At 70.0% G+C, this 17,335-nt stretch carries 16 protein-coding genes and 1 tRNA gene; 5 read left to right on the forward strand and 12 right to left on the reverse strand.

The window, feature by feature from the left end; genetic code table 11:
* A complete protein-coding gene (locus tag ADK66_RS12050; protein WP_053654417.1) occupies positions 1–2,388 on the reverse strand; it encodes a M4 family metallopeptidase in 2,388 nt (795 codons plus the stop codon).
* 168 nt (positions 2,389–2,556) lie between these two features.
* Here ADK66_RS12050 and ADK66_RS12055 point away from each other — a divergent pair, with 168 nt between their 5' ends.
* Complete coding sequence (locus ADK66_RS12055) at positions 2,557–3,114, forward strand: protealysin inhibitor emfourin (RefSeq protein WP_053654420.1); 558 nt, start codon at positions 2,557–2,559, stop codon at positions 3,112–3,114.
* On the opposite strand, the gene ADK66_RS12060 is transcribed toward ADK66_RS12055, so the two are convergent.
* From ADK66_RS12060 to ADK66_RS12075, 4 genes are all read right to left on the reverse strand, one after another.
* Entirely contained in the window at positions 3,102–3,731 is a 630-nt protein-coding gene (locus ADK66_RS12060; RefSeq protein ID WP_053654421.1) for a histidine phosphatase family protein, read from the reverse strand. The genes ADK66_RS12055 and ADK66_RS12060 overlap by 13 nt on opposite strands.
* Positions 3,732–3,794: 63 nt before the next feature.
* A complete protein-coding gene (locus ADK66_RS12065) occupies positions 3,795–4,214 on the reverse strand; it encodes a VOC family protein (protein WP_053655034.1) in 420 nt (139 codons plus the stop codon).
* A gap of 35 nt (positions 4,215–4,249) precedes the next feature.
* A complete protein-coding gene (locus ADK66_RS12070; protein ID WP_053654423.1) occupies positions 4,250–4,648 on the reverse strand; it encodes a helix-turn-helix domain-containing protein in 399 nt (132 codons plus the stop codon).
* Entirely contained in the window at positions 4,645–5,910 is a 1,266-nt protein-coding gene (locus ADK66_RS12075) for an MFS transporter (RefSeq protein WP_053654425.1), read from the reverse strand. Before ADK66_RS12075 ends, ADK66_RS12070 begins: the two co-directional genes overlap by 4 nt.
* A 91-nt stretch (positions 5,911–6,001) precedes the next feature.
* Between ADK66_RS12075 and ADK66_RS12080 the strand changes: the two genes are divergently transcribed.
* A complete protein-coding gene (locus tag ADK66_RS12080; protein WP_053654426.1) occupies positions 6,002–6,625 on the forward strand; it encodes an ABATE domain-containing protein in 624 nt (207 codons plus the stop codon).
* Between the two features lie 162 nt (positions 6,626–6,787).
* Here the strand turns inward: ADK66_RS12080 and ADK66_RS12085 are convergent, their stop codons facing one another.
* Entirely contained in the window at positions 6,788–7,117 is a 330-nt protein-coding gene (locus ADK66_RS12085) for a YrhB domain-containing protein (RefSeq protein ID WP_209274818.1), read from the reverse strand.
* Positions 7,118–7,232: 115 nt separating this feature from the next.
* Positions 7,233–7,309: transfer RNA gene (locus ADK66_RS12090), tRNA-Thr, on the reverse strand.
* A 351-nt stretch (positions 7,310–7,660) separates the two neighbouring features.
* On the opposite strand from ADK66_RS12090, the gene ADK66_RS12095 reads away from it, so the two are divergent.
* Entirely contained in the window at positions 7,661–8,752 is a 1,092-nt protein-coding gene (locus ADK66_RS12095) for an ABC transporter ATP-binding protein (protein WP_053654429.1), read from the forward strand.
* A gap of 133 nt (positions 8,753–8,885) precedes the next feature.
* Here ADK66_RS12095 and rlmB read toward each other — a convergent pair whose 3' ends face one another.
* Together rlmB and cysS are read right to left on the reverse strand one after the other, a co-directional pair.
* A complete protein-coding gene (gene rlmB, locus ADK66_RS12100; RefSeq protein ID WP_053654431.1) occupies positions 8,886–10,031 on the reverse strand; it encodes a 23S rRNA (guanosine(2251)-2'-O)-methyltransferase RlmB in 1,146 nt (381 codons plus the stop codon).
* Complete coding sequence (gene cysS / locus ADK66_RS12105) at positions 10,031–11,446, reverse strand: cysteine--tRNA ligase (RefSeq protein WP_053654432.1); 1,416 nt, start codon at positions 11,444–11,446, stop codon at positions 10,031–10,033. Before cysS ends, rlmB begins: the two co-directional genes overlap by 1 nt.
* Positions 11,447–11,628: 182 nt before the next feature.
* Here cysS and ADK66_RS12110 point away from each other — a divergent pair, with 182 nt between their 5' ends.
* Together ADK66_RS12110 and ADK66_RS12115 are read left to right on the forward strand one after the other, a co-directional pair.
* Positions 11,629–12,237 carry an IclR family transcriptional regulator gene (locus ADK66_RS12110; RefSeq protein ID WP_231640016.1) on the forward strand — a complete coding sequence of 203 codons (609 nt, stop codon included), beginning with the start codon at positions 11,629–11,631 and terminating at the stop codon, positions 12,235–12,237.
* A gap of 135 nt (positions 12,238–12,372) precedes the next feature.
* On the forward strand, positions 12,373–13,443 hold the full coding sequence (locus ADK66_RS12115; protein ID WP_053654437.1) for a hypothetical protein: 1,071 nt from the start codon (positions 12,373–12,375) through the stop codon (positions 13,441–13,443).
* Positions 13,444–13,640: 197 nt separating this feature from the next.
* Here ADK66_RS12115 and ADK66_RS12120 read toward each other — a convergent pair whose 3' ends face one another.
* From ADK66_RS12120 to ADK66_RS12130, 3 genes are all read right to left on the reverse strand, one after another.
* Complete coding sequence (locus tag ADK66_RS12120) at positions 13,641–15,332, reverse strand: S8 family serine peptidase (protein ID WP_053655036.1); 1,692 nt, start codon at positions 15,330–15,332, stop codon at positions 13,641–13,643.
* Positions 15,333–15,519: 187 nt separating this feature from the next.
* Positions 15,520–16,233 (reverse strand): HAD family hydrolase, encoded by a 714-nt coding sequence (locus tag ADK66_RS12125; RefSeq protein ID WP_053655038.1) that lies wholly within the window; start codon positions 16,231–16,233, stop codon positions 15,520–15,522.
* Between the two features lie 57 nt (positions 16,234–16,290).
* Positions 16,291–17,250, reverse strand: coding sequence for a DMT family transporter (locus ADK66_RS12130; protein WP_053654439.1), 960 nt, complete (start codon positions 17,248–17,250; stop codon positions 16,291–16,293).
* Between the last annotated feature and the right edge of the window lie 85 nt (positions 17,251–17,335).

Below are 17,335 nucleotides of genomic sequence, written 5' to 3' on the forward strand. Positions count from 1 at the left end.
TCAGGAGACGTTGAGCGCCGTGTCGTCGACCACGAAGGACGTCTGCAGCGAGGAGTCCTCGATGCCGGTGAACTTCAGGCTGACGGTCTGGCCGGCGTACGCGGCCAGGGAGAAGGACTTCTGGCTGTAGCTGGTGCCCTTGTTCAGGTTCGAGTAGGTCGCCAGGGTCGCCAACACCGTTCCGCTCGAGTTGAGCACCTGCACGTTGAGCTTGTCGTACGCGACGCTGGTGGTCGTCTCGGCCGAGTTGACGTACAGCCAGAAGCTGAGGGCGTACGACGAGCAGCCGGCCGGCAGGCTCACCGACTGGGCGAGCGTCTCGGTGCGGGTGCTGCCGTACCCGTTCAGCCACGCCTTGTACGACCCGGTGCGGGCCGGCCGGGTGCTGGAGTTGGTGATGACGCCGGAGCTGGCCGTCCAGCCGGTCGCGCCGGACTCGAAGCCCGGGTTGGCCAGCTTCTGGCCCGGCGCGGTGCAGCCGCCACCGGTGCCGTTCACTGTCAGCGAGTACGTGGCGCTGCGGGTGACAGCCCCGGCACCGTTGACGGTGATCGAGTAGGTGCCGGGTGAGGTGCTCGCCGAGGTGCTGATGGTGAGGGTGGACGAGGCGCCCGAGGTCACCGAGGCGGGGCTGAACGCGGCGGTCGCCCCGCTGGGCAGGCCCGACGCGGAGAACGTCACGGTCTGCGCCGTACCGCTGGTGGTGGCGGTCGCCACTGTGGTGGAGACCGAGCTGCCCGGGTTGACCGAGCCGGCGGTCGGCGAGAGCGACACCGAGAAGTCGTTTCCGGTCGAGCAGTTCGAGTCGCTGCCGGCCACGTTCACCGCGGTCCAGGCGGCCTGCACGGCCTTGTACTCGGTGGAGCAGCTGCCGTACAGGTCGGTGGCCGCCCGCAGGCTGTAGGCGCGGGCGGTGTTCGCCGGGTTGCTGGTGTTGACGTACGACGTGTTGGAGGTGAAGTAGACGTCCAGCGCCCGGTACCAGATCTTCTCGGCCTTGACCCGGCCGATGCCTGTCACCGCGGGAGCGGAGCCGCAGACCGGAGAGGTGCCGTACGACGTGGCGCCCGTGCCCTCGGCGAGGTTGAAGAAGAAGTGGTTGGCGACGCCGGAGGAGTAGTGCACGTCCTTGTTCTTCGTGCTGGTGGACCAGCAACTGTCGGACGAGCCGTCCAGCGACGGGTTGTACATGTAGCGCAGCGGCGTACCGTTGCCATTGATGTTGATCTTCTCACCGACCTGGTAGTCGCCCGGGTCGCTCGGCGCGGCGGCGTAGAACTCCACCATGTTGCCGAAGATGTCGCTTGTGGCCTCGTTGAGGCCACCGGACTCGCCGGAGTAGACCAGGCCGGCCAGCGCCTCGGTGACGCCGTGGCTCATCTCGTGCCCGGCCACGTCCAGCGAGACGAGCGGCCGGGAGTTGCCCGAGCCGTCGCCGTAGGTCATCTGGGCGCCGTCCCAGAAGGCGTTGACGTAGTTGTTGCCGTAGTGCACCCGGCTCGGCACGCCGTTGCCGTTGCCGAAGATGCCGTTGCGGCCGTGCACGTTCTTGAAGTAGTCGAACGTCTTGGCTGCGCCGAAGTGCGCGTCAACAGCGGCAGACTGCCGGTTGGAGGCGGCACCGGTGCCCCACGCGTTGTCGGCGTCGGTAAGTGTGGTGCAGGAGGACGTGCCGTTGTTCATGTCGCAGGTACGGCCGTTGCCGTGCGACGGGTCGATCATCTGGTACGTGCTGCCGGAGAGCGTCGTGTCGATGCTGACCGAGCCGCTGTAGATGCCCTGGCCACTGCCGACCACCGACTCGATCTCGTCGTACGACCCCACTGCCGCGCCGGTGACGGCGTCGGTGATGACGTGCAGCCGGGACGGGGTCTGCCCGTCGGGCTGCCAGCCGCTGACCACAGTCTCCCAGGCGAGTCGACCCTTGCCGGAGCTGGCGTCGACGAACAGCTCGGGTGCGCCTACCGCTTCCGCCTTGCCGGTGAATTCGGCGCGGGCGGCCTTCTTTGCCGCGTCGGCGGTGACCTTGGCCGTGGTGGCGACGGTCAGCGGTGCGGCGAGTCCGACGGAACTGCCGGCGTAGGTGCCGTTGGGTGCGGTGTGGATGACGAAGTCACCGCCGTACACCCGAAGGCCCTGGTAGGTCCGGGTGTAACGGGTGTGCGCCGCGCCGGAGGCGTCCACCTTGGTGCTCTGCACCTGGTAGGACTCGGCGCTCGAACCCTGGACTGCGCCGGGGTTCGTTCGCAGGACGCTCGCCGCCTGGGCCGCGGCGGAGGCGCCCGGCGCGGGGGCGGTGGGTGGAGCCGCTTGTGCCGCGGTGGCGACACAGGTCAGCAGGCCGCTGGTGAGCAGCGCTGCGCTGACGGCGGCGACGGATCTTTTCACGTGCCCTCCTGGAAGGAGAAAGAGTGTGACGGGGGTAGTCACGCATGTAGATATAGCCATGTGTCGACGAAAAGAGAAGAGCTGAACCGTTCTCAGACATCGACACTGGCCGAACGGATGAGTGCCTTGACAAGGGAACCAACGACCCACCTCGCGCGTCCGACGGACATGAGACCCGCCTCGACAGCCGGTGCCACGATCGCGCTCCTGGCCGCTTTCCTGGTCGGCTGCACCAGCACCGACCAGGCCGACACCCCCCAGGCTCAGCCGTCGACCACCGCCGACGGCACCACGGCCACGGCCGTTCCGCCGTCCGCTGTCCCCGCCACCGCGGCACCCACACCGACCGCCTCCGGTGCCACCGACAGCTCGCCCGCGCGCGTGCTGCTGTTCCGCTCCGGCGGCTTCGCCGGTCGCGGCGACCAGGTGACAGTCGAGCCGGACGGCCGGTGGACGGCTGTGGACCGGGCCGGCAGCCGGCGTACCGGCCAACTCGCCCCCGCCGACCTCGGTCGCCTACGCGGGCTCGCCGCCGACCCCCGGCTCACCACCGAGGCCCGCCAGGGCACGAGCACGACAAGCTGCGCCGACGCCTTCAGCTACCGGTTGACCGTCGGCACCATCGAGACCGGGTACGTCGACTGCCCCGCCGACCCCGCACCACCGCCGGCAACCCGCGCGCTCGTCGAACTGCTGCTGCGCGCCACCGACACTCAGACCAGGTAGTCCGCCGGCAGGCCGGTGCCCCGCAACTCCAGAGGCAGGTGCGCCACGTCGTTGACGGCGACCAGGCTCGGCGGCCCCGCAGGGCCGTACCGGATCACTGTCAGACCCGCGTTGTGCAGGTTCAAACCCAGCCACCGGCGCTCCGGCGCGTCGAGGGCGTGCCGCACCAGCCAGGCGATCAGGAAGTTGTGCGTCACGACCAGCTCACGAACCGGCTCGTCCCCGGCGGCCTGCGCGCTGACCGGGCCGGCGAACCGCCGCACCGCCGCCGCCGTCACCCGCGGCCCGTCGGCCCTCTCGGCCGCCGAGAACCCGGCAAGGAATTCGGCGTACGCCTGCGGCAGGCCAGCCGGATCCGTGTCGTGCGGCAGGTGGTCACCGGCCAGCTCCGTGGCGTACACCGGGACCTCGGGCAGCGACTGCGCGACCAGCTCGGCGGTCTGGGCGGCCCGGAGCAGCGGCCCGTGGTGGACGGCGGCGAACGAGCGGCCCCGCAGCCGCTCGCCGAGCAACGCGGCCTGCCGCCGACCGCGCTCCGACAGGCCGGTGTCCGGCTCGCCCGGCCCGGTCAGATCCTGCTCGCCGTGTCGGGTCAGGTACAGCAGCCGTGTCCGCATACCCCACACCCCAACACAGCGGAGGGCGCGGGATCGCCCCGCGCCCTCCGCTGTGGCTCGCCCCTACGACCGGGGGAACATCTGGCCGATGCGGATCCGGTTGCCGAACGGATCCCGGATACCGAAGTCGATCCCGTACGGACGCTCGGTCGGCTCGTCGGTGATCTCGACACCCTTCGCCACGAGATCCTCGTGCGTCTTGCGGGCGTCGTCAGTGGTCATGAAGAGGTATCCGCCCAGGGCGCCCTTGGTGAGCAGCTCCCGGACCTGCTCGGCGGTGGCCGGGTCCAGTGCCGGCGGGCCCGGCTTCTCCAGCAGGATCTCCCGCTCGGGGTCGCCGGGCAGGTTGACGGTCAACCACCGCATGAACCCGAGGTCCTGGTCGGTGTTGACCTCCATGCCGAGCTTGTTCACGTAGAAGTCGAGTGCCTCGTCCTGGTCCAGGACGTAGATCTGGGAGCGGCTGATCGCGTTCATCGTCATGCCCATGACGTTAGAGGTCGCCCCTGAGCTGCTGCTTATCCAAAACTGACAGGTCTGGTCCACGCCTTGGTGAAGCAGGACGGCACATTGGTCGGTGTCGCCCGTTGACGGAAGCTCGTGGGTGACTCCCCGACGATCTGCCGGAACGTGCGGCTGAACGTGCCCAGGCTGCTGAAGCCGACCGCGTAACAGATGTCGGTGACGTCCCGGTCGGTCTCCACGAGCAGCGACATCGCCCGCTCCACCCGACGACGTTGCAGATAGCGGTGCGGCGTCTCGCCGAAGGTGGTCCGGAACGTACGGATGAAGTGGGCCTCGGAGACGTGCGCGATCCGGGCCAACGCCGGGATGTCCAACGGCTGGGCGTACGCCCGGTCCATCGCGTCCCGGGCACGCAGCATCGCCCGGTTCGACTGCTCCACCGCGCGACTCATCGGACCCCCGTCCCGCTCGGCTCGTTGCCCGACCCCAGGCTACCGGCAGGACTGCACAACTCGGTCAGCTGAACTGGGACTGCGGCGGTCGGCGCTGCTGCGCGTACGCGCCGGCGGCGACCCAGTCCGGTGAAGCCAGCGGCGATGACCATCAGAGCGACGACGCCTAGCAGGGCGCCGAGCAGCACCGTGTTGTGCACGCCGTGGCTCGGCAGCGCGAGGCCTGCGACCAGGGCGCCACCGGTGATGCCGACGTTCACAGCGGCAGAGACGGTGGCGGCCGCGAGGTCGGAGCGCCCGGGCGCCACCTGGAGGACGACGCCACCGAGCACAGCTGTGAACGCCGCGAACGCCAGTCCGGCCAGAGCGAGCAGGCCCACGGCAGCCGTTGGGCGGTGGCCGATCGCGTACAGCCCGAGCAGTGCCACCGACTGAAGCGCGACGGTCGCGACCAGGGCGAGCCACGGGCTGCGGTCCACCACCGCTCCGACAGCGAGGATCCCGAGCACGCTGGCGACACCGCGCGCCAGCAGGATGACCCCGACCGCCGAGGCGGGGAACCCGCTGACCTCGGTGACGAAGAGGGCGACATAGGTGTAGGCCGCGATGGCACCTGCGGTCGTCAGGATCGCCACAGCGACCAGCAGCCAGAAGCGGTGGACGTCGGGTGTAGCGCCCCGGGCGGCGTGCCCCTGATCGGGCGGCGCGGAGGGCAGGAGCGACGCCACCGCGACGAGCACGACCGCGCCGAGCCCGGCGACCGACAGGAACGACACCCGCCAGCCCGCGCGTTCACCAAGCCAGGTGCCCGCAGGCACCCCCATGACCAGAGCGACGCTGCCGCCGGCGAACACGATCGCCACCACCCGACCGCGTAGCCCGGGTCGGAACAACTCGGCCGCGGCCGGCACCACAACGGCCCAGAACAACGCATGCGTCGCCGCTGTTGCCATCCTGGCCGCCAGCAGCAGCGCGAACGTACTCGCGAACACAGTGATCGCGGTGCTGACGACGAAGCCGGCCAGGAGCGCCGACAGAAGTCGTCGACGCGGAATCCTCCTGGCCAGGGCCGTCAACGGAATCGAGGCGACAACCACCACCGCGCCGTACGCGGTGACGAGCATGCCCACTTGCGACGGTGCGACAGCGAGGTCCGCGGCCATCGGGAGCAGCAGGCCGATCGGCAGCGCCTCGGCGGTGGTGTAGAGGAACGTCCCGCCGGACAAGCCGATCAGCGCTCCGACTGCTCGCCAGTGGACCATCCACCCCTCCAACTGTTACCGGCTAAATTGCTTACGCGAGAAACAAGCTAGCGAGGCCTTCGATGAGGGTCAACTGGTAAAGTTGGTTTTGATGGAAACAGCCGAGGACGTGACGCGGATGCACCTGGTGGGCGGCAACCTCGCCCTGGACTTCGTCAACACCCGCACCGGCCCACCCGTCGGCCCCTCGGACGACGACGTACTCACGGGCTATCCGGAGCTGGTCGCCTGGGGCGTGCACGGGGGCACCCTCACCGAAACCGAGGCGACGGCGCTACGCCGACTGTCGCGAAACGACCCAGACGGTGCCCACGCCGCCTTTTCACGAGCGCTGAGCACCCGCGACTACCTCGACGAGATATTCCGGCCGCTGGCCGCCGGAGGCGCGCCGAGCACGGCCGCGCTGGCGCGGCTGCGAGACGACGAAGCGGACGCTCTCGGCCACGCGCAGCTCGAAGGCGGGAGCACGTTCGCGTGGGTATGGCGAGATGACCAGACGCTTGCCCGGCCCCTACGGCCAGTGGTGCACGCGGCGGTCCAACTCCTCACCGCGGGAGCACTGGACCGGATCAAGGGATGCGGAGGCTGTCGCTTCCTCTTCCACGATGAGAGCAAGAACCGCAGTCGCCGCTGGTGCAGCATGGACGACTGCGGCACTGCCGAGAAGATGCGCCGCTACGTCGCCGCGCGGCGACGTAGGTCGGAAAAAGCCTGATGGAATTGGAGCCCCGGCCGGGATCGAACCGGCGACATCTCGCTTACAAGTTCTGGGCGCTTTGTGCGGTTGGGTAGGCGTCCGTCTTCGAACGCGGGCGTCAGCAGCCGCGGACCCCTCGTCATCGCCGACGTCCGCGCGGATCGCGGCATGTCAGTGCGTTCAGCCGAGGGTGGGCCCGCCCTCGGCGATCTGTTCTTCCACCGGACGACCGGACCAGGACAGCCATGGGGCCGCGCCGGACTTGGGCACAACCGCAGGCCCGTTGCCGACCAGCGCGTCGGAGATGCGGCCTGACTCGATGAAGGCGCGGGACTGGTAGCTCACGGACCATGCGGTCTCGTGCTCCTCCGCGCCGCTGATCACCCACTCACCAGTGCGGAACTCTTCAATGCGGTCAGCGAGGAAGCCAGACGCGATCCCGCGAGCCTCTTCATCGGTCGTGCTCGCGACCCTAACGCCGGGACGACAGTTGGCGGCACACCCCGACAGTCCGGCCGCTGCCTTCGCTGCGGTGGCTGCGCGGTTGCGTCAACCCGGTTGCTGTCAGCGTTGCTGTCGATCACCGCGCTCCCGGTCCTGCGGTCCGGGAAGCGCCTGGTGGATATGGAGCCCCCGGCCGGGATCGAACCGGCGACATCTCGCTTACAAGGCGAGTGCTCTGGCCAGCTGAGCTACAGGGGCGCGTGCGTCGAGGTCAGCATAGCGACTGGCGTCCGGATATCCCGCTCGCGAGGGCTCCCGAGCACGGGAAACGTCAACAACCCGACGTCCGTACGTCTCCAGTGGGCCGATCGGACGTGTCGATTGATGTCCTACCGTGCCCGAGTGACCGGAATGCCTGATCGCTGACTCACTTCCGACGACCCCTCACCTTGGCAGCGGGATGAAACACGTTTACGGTGCAGTGACACGGATGACGATCAGCCGCCCTCGTGGCGACCCGACGTCCGCTGACCGGTACGGCTTCGTACCGGTCGCTCCTTCACTCGGATCGTCCGGCACGTTCCTGCCGGTGAAAGGAAGCGCTTCACCATGGCTACGGTCACCTATTCCAAGGCGTCCCGGATTTACCCGGGCACCGAGCGTCCCGCCGTCAACGAGCTGGACCTCGAAATCGGCGACGGCGAGTTCCTCGTCCTCGTCGGCCCGTCCGGTTGTGGCAAGTCCACCAGCCTGCGCATGCTCGCCGGTCTTGAGGACGTCGACGCCGGCTCGATCTACATCGACCAGCGCGACGTCACCCACCTCCCCCCGAAGGCCCGCGACATCGCGATGGTCTTCCAGAACTACGCTCTCTACCCGCACATGACGGTGTACGAGAACATGGCGTTCGCCCTGAAGCTGCGCAAGACCTCCAAGTCGGAGATCGACCGTCGGGTCAAGGAGGCCGCCGGGCTGCTCCAGCTGGAGGAGTACCTGAGCCGTAAGCCGAAGGCGCTCTCCGGTGGTCAGCGTCAGCGTGTCGCGATGGGCCGGGCGATCGTCCGCGAGCCGCAGGTCTTCCTCATGGACGAGCCGCTGTCGAACCTCGACGCCAAGCTGCGCGTGCAGACCCGTACCCAGATCGCGTCGTTGCAGGCCAAGCTGGGCGTCACCACCGTGTACGTGACGCACGACCAGGTCGAGGCCATGACCATGGGTCACCGGGTGGCGGTGCTGCTCGACGGTGTTCTCCAGCAGGTGGACACCCCTCGGGCGCTGTACGACACCCCGGCGAACGTGTTCGTCGCCGGCTTCATGGGCTCCCCCGCCATGAACATCAAGACCGTTCCGCTGAACGAGCAGGGCGCGGAGTTCGCTGAGCTGCACATCCCGCTGACCCGCGAGCAGGTCGCCGCGGCCCGCGCCGAGGGCGGCGATGGCAAGGTGACAGTGGGCTTCCGCCCGGAGGACTGCGACCTGGTCAGCCCGACCGAGGGCGGCATGCCGGTCGTGGTCGAGCTTGTCGAGGACCTCGGGTCGGACGCCAACGTCTACGGGCACGCCGCGCTGGGTGGCAGCTCGGAGCGCTTCGTCGTCCGCACCGACCGGCGCACCATGCCGAACATGGGTGACACCGTGTTCGTCAAGCCGCGCACCGGCCGCAGCCACGTCTTCCACGCCGCCACCGGCAGCCGGATCTGACGTAACGCCGTACCGATGGGGGCGGTCCGCTGCGGCGGGCCGCCCCTTTCGTCGTACCGACGCCTGAACCCACCGGAACCGAACATGCGACGAGGCTCCTCCCGGCGGACCGGGAGGAGCCTCGTCGGCGTGGTTACAGCTCGACCGAGCGGCGGCGGGCCACCTCCGCGAGGGTGACCGCAGCGGCCACGCTGGCGTTGAGGGACTCCACCTCGGAGATCATCGGGATGCTGACGGTCAGGTCGCAGGTCTCCCCGACGAGGCGGGACAACCCGCGCCCTTCGGAGCCGACAACGACCACCAGCGGGCCGACGGCGGCCTCCAGGTCGTACAGGTCGGTGTCGCCGTCGGCGTCCAGGCCGACCACCATGAAGCCGGCGTCCCGGCACGCCTTCAGCGACCGGGTCAGGTTGGTGACCTGGGCCACCGGCACCCGCGCGGCCGCGCCGGCGCTGGTCCGCCAGGCGGTCGCCGTGATCCCGGCTGCCCGCCGCTCGGGTACGAAGACACCCTGCGCGCCGAACGCGGCGGCCGAGCGGATCACCGCACCCAGGTTGCGCGGGTCGGTGACCCCGTCCAGCGCGACCAGAAGCGGCGCCGGCTGCTCCAGGGCCGCGACGACCATGTCCTCGAAAGACTGGTACGCGAACGGCGGCACCTGCAACCCGACGCCCTGGTGCAGCACCCCGCCGGTCATCCGGTCCAGCTCGGCCCGGCTGATGTCCAGGATGGCGATGCCCCGGTCGGCGGCCGTCCGGAGGATCTCGTTGATCCGGTCGTCCGTGTCGATGCCCTGGGCCGTGTAGAGAGCCGTCGCCGGCACCTGTGCGCGCAGCGCCTCCAGCACCGGGTTACGACCGACAAGCAGCTCCGGCGTGTCCTTCGATGGGTTGGACTTACGCCCCGGCGCGACCCGGGGGCCAGACCGACCGGGAGCGCCACCACGACCGGCAGCACCACCTCGGCCGGCGGCACCGCCCCGACCGCCCGGCACGCCACGACCGCCGCCCTTGCCCCAGGTGGTGTCCTTGCTGCCCGGCTGGCCGATCTTCGGGGCACGCCCCTCCTCGGCCGCCACCCGACGCTCCTTGTCCTGCTTCCAGGCGGTGCGCTGCGGCAGCTTCTCGGTGCCCGAATAGCCCTTGTGCCAGGGTCGCTCGTCGGCGGGCAGGGTGCGACCCCGCCCGGCCAGGGAATCCTTGTTCTTGCCGCCGGAGCCCTTGGGGGCACCCGCCTTCGGCGTCAGTCGCCGGCCACGGCGCTGCGAGTTGCCGGCCATCAGTCCTGCTCTCCAATAGTCCAACGGGGGCCCTGGGGGGTGTCCTCGACCGCCACGCCGGCCAGCTTGAGCTGGTCGCGTACCGCGTCGGCGGCGGCCCAGTCCTTGCGGCCCCGGGCCTGCGCGCGCTGCTCCAGGGCCAGCGCGATCAGGGAATCCACCACGGCGCGCAGATCGTTCGAGCTGCCGCCACCGGTCCACGCGGGGTCGAAGGGGTCGATGCCGAGGATATCCAGCATCGCCCGTACATCGGCCAGCGTGGTGCGGACGGTCACATCATCGCCGACGCTCAGCGCGGTGTTGCCGTCCCGGAGGTGCTGCTGCAACACCGCCAGCGCGGCGGAGGTGTTGAGGTCGTCGTCCATGGCCGCGACGAAGCCGGCCGGAAGTCCGCCGGGCTGCCCGGCGCCCACCCGCTCGGCGGCCCGCTGCACGAAACCCTCGATCCGCCGGTACGCGGTGGCAGCCTCGCGCAGCGAATCCTCCGAGTAGTCGATCACCGAGCGGTAGTGGGCGGCGGCGTAGTAGTACCGCAGCTCGACCGGCCGCACCCCGAGCGACTCCACGTACGCCAGGCCCAGCGCGTTGCCGGCGGACTTGCCCATCTTGGCTCCGCCGATGCTGAGCAGCCCGTGGTGCACCCAGTAACGGGCGAACGGCAGCCCGGCCGCCTTGGACTGGGCGATCTCGTTCTCGTGGTGCGGGAACGTCAGGTCCAGGCCACCGCCGTGGATGTCGAACTCCGGGCCGAGGTAGCGCCAGCACATCGCCGAGCACTCGATGTGCCAGCCCGGACGGCCCAGCCCCCACGGCGACGGCCAGTAGGCGTCCGCAGGCTCGTCCGGCTTGGCGCCCTTCCAGAGCGCGAAGTCACGCGGGTCCCGCTTACCTCGATCGGGGGCGTCACCGGCCGACTGCATCGCGTCCGGGGACTGACCCGACAGCGACCCGTACGTCGGCCAGGACGCCACGTCGAAGTAGACGTCGCCGGAGCCGTCGGTCGCCGGGTACGCGTGCCCGTCCGCGATCAACTTCATGATCAGCTCGTGCATCTCGGGGATGTGCCCCGTGGCGCGCGGCTCGTAGGTGGGCGCCAGCACGTTCAACGCGCGGTACGACTCGGCGAGGATCAGCTCGTTCGCGTACGCGATCGACCAGAACGGCCGACCCTGCTCCCCCGCCTTGACCAGGATCTTGTCGTCGATGTCGGTCACATTGCGGATGAACGTGACCTCGTAACCGGCCGACAGCAGCCAACGGCGCAGCACGTCGTAGTTGACGCCGGAGCGAAGGTGGCCGATGTGCGGCGGAGCCTGAAGAGTGAGACCACACAGGTAGACCCCCACCTTGCCGGCTTCCCGCGGGACGAAGTCCCGCACCGATCGGGTGGCGGTGTCATACAGGCGTAGCGTCACCGTACAAGGGTAGCCGTCCGTGTCTGTCCGGGTCCGCCGGTGCCGGGTCGTACGCTGCCTGCGTGGATCCGACCGCACACCCCGGTGAGCCACCCGCCACCTCCACCAGCCCTGGGCAGGCCGAGGCAGTCGCCGGGCGTGCCGGCGCGGTCGCGGGGCGGGGCGGGGAGACGGCGCAGACGCTGGACCGTGGGCTGCGGCTGCTGTACCTGGTCGCCGACGCGCCAGGCGGACTGACCGTTACCGAGGCGGCGACCCGGCTCGGCATCGGAAGGGCGGCCGTCTACCGGCTGGTGGCTCCGCTCATCGATCACGGAATGCTGCGGCGCGACAGCGACGGCAAGCTCCGGCTCGGTGTCGGCGTACTGCACCTTGCCCGCCGCGCTCAACCACTGCTCGCCGAGGGTGCGCTACCCGCCCTGCGCCGGCTTGCCGAGCAGGCTGGGGCAACCGCGCACCTGACAGTGGTCGAGGGCGGAGACGGAGTCGCCCTGGCCGTGGTCGAGCCGAGCTGGACGTCGTTCCACGTGGCCTACCGGACCGGGGCACGGCATCCACTGGACCGGGGTGCTGCGGGTCGGGCGATCCTCGCGGGCCGGGCAGGGGTGAGTGAGCCGGTGAGCAGCAGTGGTGAGTTGCAGTCCGGGGCGTACGGGGTGGCGGCACCGGTCCTCGGCGTACCAGGCCTGGAGGCGAGCGTCGGCGTCGTCGCGCTCGCCCCGCTGGACGTCGACACGGTCGGCCCTCAGGTGCTCGCCGCCGCCACCGCCGTCTCCACCGCCCTGCGCTGACACCGCCGGTTGATCGACGGCCATAACACGGCCGGCGCTCGACGTGGCGGCTGTCCACAGGGGTCGGCCGGGCGGCCTGGCGAGGTTATCCACAGGGGTATCCGCCGGCGTTGGGCGGTCGGCAGGCTGCTCGTCATGCCACCACGTCCACATCGACCCGAGGCCCTGGCTTGGCAGGTCTTCCGCGGCTCCGACGCTGTCCGGGACGGCCTGCTCACCGAACATCAACTGCGCAGCGCCGCCTGGGTGCGGGTGCGCCACGACGTGTACGCAGACGCACGACTGGACCGCGACCACGCCCTTGCCTGTCGCGCCGTTCTCCTCCGGCTACCTCCCGGGGTGATCGTTGGTGGCCCCTCGGCCGCCTACCTGCACGGTGTCGAACACGCCGCCGCCTTCACCGACGACGTCCACGTCCTCGTGCCCCGACCGCTGCGGGTCGGTGCCCAGCGCGGTCTCCGCGTGCATGTCGGCGTCGGCGTTCCGTCCCCCGAAACCAGTGCCGGTGAGCGATCCGGAACCACACCTGGCAGCGCGGCGCGGGTCAGCTCAGGCAACACGCGGGCAACCGGGCCGGGCGACGGGCGGATGAGCGTCGCCAGGTTGGAGCCCGTCCGCATGCCGGACACCTCGGTCGCCAGCTCCGCACCGGGGCGGGAGTTCCGGGAGCAGCGAGGTTCGATTCACCGCTCCGACCCGGGGCGGGCCGCCTGGGAGACGGCAGTATGGCTCGATCCGATCCGGGCGGTGACCATCGTCGACACGATGCTCGGGCAGGGCCTGACCGACAGCGACACGCTGGCCGAGATGGCTGCCCGCAACGCGGACAGTTTCGGTGCACGTCGGGCGCGCTGGATCTTCGGCCTGGCCGACGGCGGCGCTCAATCCCCGCCAGAATCGCAACTTCGAGTCCGCCTGGTGCTGGGCGGGTTGCCGCGACCGGCCGTTCAACATCCGGTACGCCTGCCCAAGGGGATCGTCCTGCATCCCAACCTGGCCTGGCCGGAATACCGGGTAGCTGTCGAGTACGACGGGCAGTGGCATGCGGACGCGGAACAGTTGCACCGCGACCGCCGCCGGCTGAACCTGCTCGTCGGGGCGGGCTGGCTGGTACTGCACGTGACCAGCCGACGGTTGCACGTCGAGTTCCCCGCGGTGCTCCGTGAGGTACGCGCTGCGCTGGTCGCCCGCGGGTGGCGCCGGTGAGCCACCGCCCCGACCGCCTCCGACCGGCCAAGAGCATCTCGGGTTCCTGGAAACCGGGCTATCCCACTCGCCTCGACACCCCGATTTCCAGGAACCCGAGTCGATCAAGCCCTGGCCGCCTCGGCGCAGCGCCAAAACGCGGTCCGGACGCGGGTCGGGGCCCGGTGACAGGTGTCTCCGGGCCCCGACGTGGTGCGTTACGGGCGGGCGTTCGGCTTGAGCGGGGTCTTCACCGCCGCGTAGGCGTCGACGATCCCGTAGCCGTAGAAGCCGTTGAAGTTGACCCCACCGGCGCAGTACGCGTCGTAGGTCTCGTCCCGGCCCTCGTTGCGGTACTGCTGGAGGCGCGGCTCGGGGCAGGCGTGCTCCGCAGCCGTCCGGTAGAGGTGCTGCTCGACCAGGTTCGGCGACATGCCGAAGCCACCGCGACGCTCCGGCTTGCCGTGCCGGCTGACGATCAGCGCGGCGACGCCGGCGGCGTGCGGGGACGCCATCGAGGTGCCCTGGAGGTAGGTGTAGTAGCCGCACTCGCCGTTGGCCTTGCACTGCTTGAAGACCGACTCTTCGAAACCGGCGACGATGTTGCCGTCGGCGTCGACCGAGCCTTCCTCCTGGAGCACGTGCTTCGGGTACGTCGAGAGGATCATGTTGGCGTCGGTGCGGAACGTGTCGGTGCCGAAGCCGTCCCGGAACCAGCCACCCGGCGCCGCCACGGAGATCTGCTCGGTGCCGTAGTTGGAGAAGTCCGACTTCTTACCGGACGGGCCGACCGCCGACACCCCGATGACGTGCGGGCCTTCGACGGGCAGGTCCCAGCAACTGTTGTTGTCGATCGGCCGGGGGTACGGGGCGGTGCCACCGTAGTTCGGGCTGCTGGTGTCCGTGCGCGGCGCACCCAGGTCCATGTTGCTGTTGCCGAGCGCGCCGACAAGGGTGACGCCGTTGTTGTGGGCGAAGTTCAAGGCCCGCTTCATGGCCTTGATGGTGGCCCGCTGCGCCGCCTGGTTCTCCGGTGAGTCGGCCGGGTTTGCGGTGCAGTTGAAGAGCCACGGGTCGACGTAGAACGACATGTTGACCACGTCGATACCGGACCGGCCGGCGTGCACCAGAGCGTTGACAACCGGGTCCAGGAAGAAGTAGCCGGAGTCCTGGCCACCCTTGAGCTCGACCAGCGAGACCTTCGGCGCGACACCGGAGAGACCGAAGCCGTTCGCGGCGGCGCCGATGGTGCCGGCCACGTGGGTGCCGTGCCCGCCGTCGTCGGTGCCGACCGGGTCGAGGCAGCTCGCCACCTCACAGGGGCCGTCGATGTCGACCAGGTCCGGTGCGAAGTTGCGCGACAGCGCCCAGTTGAAGTTCGGCGCGATGTCCGGGTTGCTGGCGTCGACGCCGGTGTCCAGTACGCCGACGGTCACCCGACGGTCACCCGGCTCGATCTTGCGGGCCTTGTCGGCCCCGATCATCTTGAGGCCCCAGAGCTTATCGTCGAGCGGGTCCAGCTTGGCGCCCTTCTTGGCCGCCTTACCGGCGGCGGCCCTGGTGGCGCTGGTCAGGTGCTCCTGCTCGACGCGGTCCAGCTTCGGCTTGCGGCCGATCGCCTTCTGCTCGGCGGCGCCGATCAGCGCGGGGGCGGCGGTCGCCTTGGCCGCGAAGTCGGCCCGGTCGCTGGTCACCTGGAACATCCCGACCTCGTCGGACCGGGACACGACAGTGCCACCGGCTGCCTTGATGGCGGCGACGGCCGTCTCGGCCGCGACACCGTCCTCGGCGACGACGGTGAAGGTTCGGGAGCTGGTAGGCGCGGCACTGGCTGGTACACCCAGTCCCGCTGCCGTGAGCGCCAGCACTGCCGCGGTTGCGACAGCGCCGACGGTGAAGCGCTTGCTCACCACATCGGATCCTCTCGTTGAGGGACGTGGCGTCATCACACAACACCTAGCGGGATTCCGCCAGACGAGCGTCCATCATGACGGTGATTCTCTGCCGGATCCGGCCAGGTCGGCAGCCACCCCACCCGGATCGACCGGCACCGCTGGATGATCGGCGAGCGCCGCCGGCTGGCACCGACAGCGCAGGTCAACCAGCCGGCAGCGCAGGCAGACCACCCGACACCGCCGGCAGGTCGACTAGCACCGCAGGCAGGTCGGCCATCGTTGACACTTCGGCGGCGGGCGGGAATCCGTCTGGACGAGCCTGGCCGGTCCGGTTCAGCCACACCGAGCGGAGGCCGGCACTGCGGGGTGCGACGACGTCGTGCACCCACGAGTCACCGACGTACACGATCTGACTGGCCGGGACGCCGGCCGCCGCGACCACCGCCGCGTAGAACTCCGGGGCGGGTTTCTTGGGCAGGCCGTTGTCGTGCGCGTACACCTCGAAGGCGAACTCGCCGGCGAGCCCGCAGCGTTCGGCGCGGCTGTTGCCGTTTGTGGCGAAGCCCAGCGTGTACCGGGCGCGGAGCGTGGCCAGCGCCGGCAGTACGTCCGGGTAGGGACGGGTGAGGGCGAACCGGCGGGCGAAGAAGAGGTCGGCGATCTCGTCCAGGTGGTCGTCAAGCCCGGCGCGGGCCAGCGATCGGGTCAACGCCGCACGGCGGATCTCCGTCACCGGGGCGGCGCTGAGTTCGCCGAAGACCGCACCCCAGTCGGATTCCAACTCGGCGAGTGTCACGTCGGCGGCGGCCGGGGTCCGTCGCCGCATGTCGTCGAGGACGGCCATCAGCCCGCCGGTCACCGCCGGTCTCAGGTCCAGCAGTGTTTCGTCGGCGTCGAACACCACGGTGGTCAGCACGCTGCCCACTGTCTCACCGCCATCGGAGGCCAGGCGCGACAGGCGCGACCCACTGTCTCACCGCCCGTCGACGGCCAGCGCGGGCTTGGGCGGTACGGGCATGGCCGGAGTTGCGCGCATCTCGTCGAGGCGGACCAGCGCGACTCCGGCGATGATCAGCGTGCCACCGAACAACTGCCAGGCGGTCGGCAGTTCGTTGAGGAACAGCCACGCGATCAGCACGGCGAAGAGCACCTCGGTCAGCCCGACAAATGACGCCAGGCGGGCGCCGAGGATGCGAGCGGCGGCGACTCCGGTGAGGTACGCGACGACGGCGGCGATCAGTGACAGCCCGGCGATGGGCAGCAGCCAACTGGTGCGCTGCCCGGCGAAGGTGACCTCGCCGAACGTGGCGTGCAGGGGCAGCAGGCCGGTCAGCCCGACAAGCAGCAGCGCGACGGCGCCGACGGCCATTCCGCCGCTGGCCAGGGCCACGGAGGGCAGCCGGGGGTCGGCGCGGCCGGCGAGTACGAAGTAGCCGGCCAGACCCACTGCGGCACCCAGCCCCCAGAGCACGCCCACGGGGTCGAAGCTGCCGGTGCCGGTGACGTCCAGCACGAATGCCAGGCCGCACAGGGCTGCCACCGAGCCGATCACTGTGAGCTGGCGGGGACGCTGCCCGTGCCGCAGCCACATCCACGCGACGACGAGGACGATGCCGAGGTACTCCAGCATGAGCGCGACGCCGACCGGCAGGTAGCGCACGGCGTTGAAGAAGCACACCTGGGCTACCGCGACCCCGAGCAGGCCGAACATCCCGACCTCCGTGAGGTTGCTGCGCAGCACGTGCCATTTGCCCCGCAGCGACAGCACCGCGGGGATCGCGAGCACGAGGGCGGCGATGCCGACCCGGCAGATCACTGCGGCCTCGGCCGACCAGCCGGCGTCGATGAGCGAACGTGCGAAGGTGCCCGAGGTGGCGAAGGTGACCGCGGAGAGCACCGCCAGCATGGCGCCTGCGGCGGGTCGTTGGTGCATTTCGCTCTCCTCGGGACGGCAAAGATGTCATGAGCAAACTACCCTTGCGCTGATGACGCTAGGTGGCACCTGTGACAGGAGTCAA

The organism is Micromonospora sp. NRRL B-16802, assembly GCF_001279555.1.
Lineage (GTDB): Bacteria > Actinomycetota > Actinomycetes > Mycobacteriales > Micromonosporaceae > Micromonospora > Micromonospora profundi.

Bases quoted from the DNA above. Each gene is read 5' to 3' on its own strand.
- ADK66_RS12055 (WP_053654420.1), top strand. From the start codon at position 2,557: ATGAGACCCGCCTCGACAGCCGGTGCCACGATCGCGCTCCTGGCCGCT.
- ADK66_RS12060 (WP_053654421.1), bottom strand. From the start codon at position 3,731: ATGCGGACACGGCTGCTGTACCTGACCCGACACGGCGAGCAGGATCTG.
- ADK66_RS12065 (WP_053655034.1), bottom strand. From the start codon at position 4,214: ATGACGATGAACGCGATCAGCCGCTCCCAGATCTACGTCCTGGACCAG.
- ADK66_RS12070 (WP_053654423.1), bottom strand. From the start codon at position 4,648: ATGAGTCGCGCGGTGGAGCAGTCGAACCGGGCGATGCTGCGTGCCCGG.
- ADK66_RS12075 (WP_053654425.1), bottom strand. From the start codon at position 5,910: ATGGTCCACTGGCGAGCAGTCGGAGCGCTGATCGGCTTGTCCGGCGGG.
- ADK66_RS12080 (WP_053654426.1), top strand. From the start codon at position 6,002: ATGGAAACAGCCGAGGACGTGACGCGGATGCACCTGGTGGGCGGCAAC.
- ADK66_RS12095 (WP_053654429.1), top strand. From the start codon at position 7,661: ATGGCTACGGTCACCTATTCCAAGGCGTCCCGGATTTACCCGGGCACC.
- rlmB (WP_053654431.1), bottom strand. From the start codon at position 10,031: ATGGCCGGCAACTCGCAGCGCCGTGGCCGGCGACTGACGCCGAAGGCG.
- ADK66_RS12115 (WP_053654437.1), top strand. From the start codon at position 12,373: ATGCCACCACGTCCACATCGACCCGAGGCCCTGGCTTGGCAGGTCTTC.
- ADK66_RS12130 (WP_053654439.1), bottom strand. From the start codon at position 17,250: ATGCACCAACGACCCGCCGCAGGCGCCATGCTGGCGGTGCTCTCCGCG.